This window comes from Endozoicomonas sp. ONNA2 (assembly GCF_024606365.1).
Classification (GTDB): Bacteria; Pseudomonadota; Gammaproteobacteria; order Pseudomonadales; family Endozoicomonadaceae; genus Endozoicomonas.
The window spans coordinates 1-1,533 of record NZ_JAHHPO010000886.1 but is presented as its reverse complement, the minus strand read 5'-3'; the positions used below and the strand labels follow the sequence as shown (position 1 = coordinate 1,533).

Genomic DNA, 1,533 nt, shown 5'->3' with positions numbered 1-1,533 from the left:
TCATCAGGAACGCTGAGTTTAAAATGGGAAAGTTATTTTTAGACGACTCCCAAGTGCTTCGAGTTCGTAGGGGCGGTGGGTCATTATATCTTTAAGAGTTAGTGCTGAATCCTGGATCAGTTCAAGGTTTTCAAACTCAATGTTTTCAAACGGGCTCAGGATATCCCTGGTAAGAGGACAGAAACCTGTGCCTGGAATGGGGACAGCATCTGCCTTGGGGGGGACCAGTGGTATCTTCTGTTTATCAGAAAAACGCTTTAGTACCTTTAGTATGTTCTTTTGTAGCTGATTCAGATCATTACCAGTAACCGTCATCACACCGACTTGAATATCCTGAACTGTGAGTCTGAAGACATTGTCGCTTTTGCTAAAAGCGAAGTAACAGATATGATCAGAAGCAGGTGCAACCCCAAACTGGGCCAATTCAGTACCAAGGCTGTCAACATCAACCTGGTGAAGCAGTTTCTTGATCAGATCACTTATTGAATTGAATCTGCGCGATGTGATTTTAAGCTCGTTAATTACTGCATCCCTCACTGTTTGTGCTTTTTTGTAGGCTTGGGCAATATATAAGCTGTCAGCATTCAGCCCCAATGAAGCTGGATGATTCTTTAGTGAATGTGGAGTCTTGAGATATAATACATCCTGCAAGGTCATTCTGATCTGGATTGGGAGCCGAGTATAACCCGTACCAAACAATATTGACTCTGCCAGACTAGTCAATGAAGTTGAGAACTTCCCATTTTGGCCTGCTATGGCTGTGGACAGTAGATCCGCCAAACAATATCCCAGATTCTTATCGTAAGCCAGGGCCAGGGCATCATGAGCCATCGCTTGACAAAAGATCTTATTCAAATTGACCGAGGCAGCTGCCTCATTGGCCAGTGATTGTACCTTAGCCAGATTTTTTTTTAACGCACTGATTTCTTTTAAAAATTCATGATAAGGGTTTTCTGATTCGTAGCCTTCTCGGATATGCTGTATTTTGTTGTACAGTATATTAACCTTGAAGGTAATTTGGCCAGCTTGGTAGAAACCATTGTCTTTGATAGCCTTGTCAATGTCTTGGCTGTACTTTTCCAGCCCTGACTTAATTGTTTCTTTATTTTTCATCCATTCGAACATCTCTTCGAATTCAGGATCATTAGTGATGTGATCAACTTCATACTGAGCTTTGGTGAAGGTATCACGCATTTTCCAGAAGCCTTCGAAGAATTTTTTCATCTCTTTCTGCATTGGTTCTTTCTCAAATTCATCAAGCAGTCTTTCGAACTTAAATTTAATGTCACCAATTTCCATTTCTGTAAGGTTTCTTCTGGTTCTTTTTCTTTTCGTGTCATCCTGATCATGGCTCGGGAGATAACTCTTTATTTGGTCAGTGAGCTGTTTCAGTTTATTGTTATAAACCCTGGCGTCGTCGGGAAAGGATTTTTTAATAGCCCTGGTGAAGGAAGAAACAATGAGTACCAGATTGAATAATTCATACCTGAATCCGTAACTTCAGAAGACGTTGAAACCTTCGGAAGCCGGTCG

Annotated in this window: 1 protein-coding gene; it reads right to left on the bottom strand. The window is 41.4% G+C overall.

Annotated features, from left to right (window positions below; genetic code table 11):
* Nucleotides 1-18: 18 nt before the first annotated feature.
* Nucleotides 19-1,299, bottom strand: a complete 1,281-nt coding sequence (locus tag KDK14_RS15785; protein WP_257266133.1) for a hypothetical protein — start codon at nucleotides 1,297-1,299, stop codon at nucleotides 19-21.
* Nucleotides 1,300-1,533 lie beyond the last annotated feature (234 nt).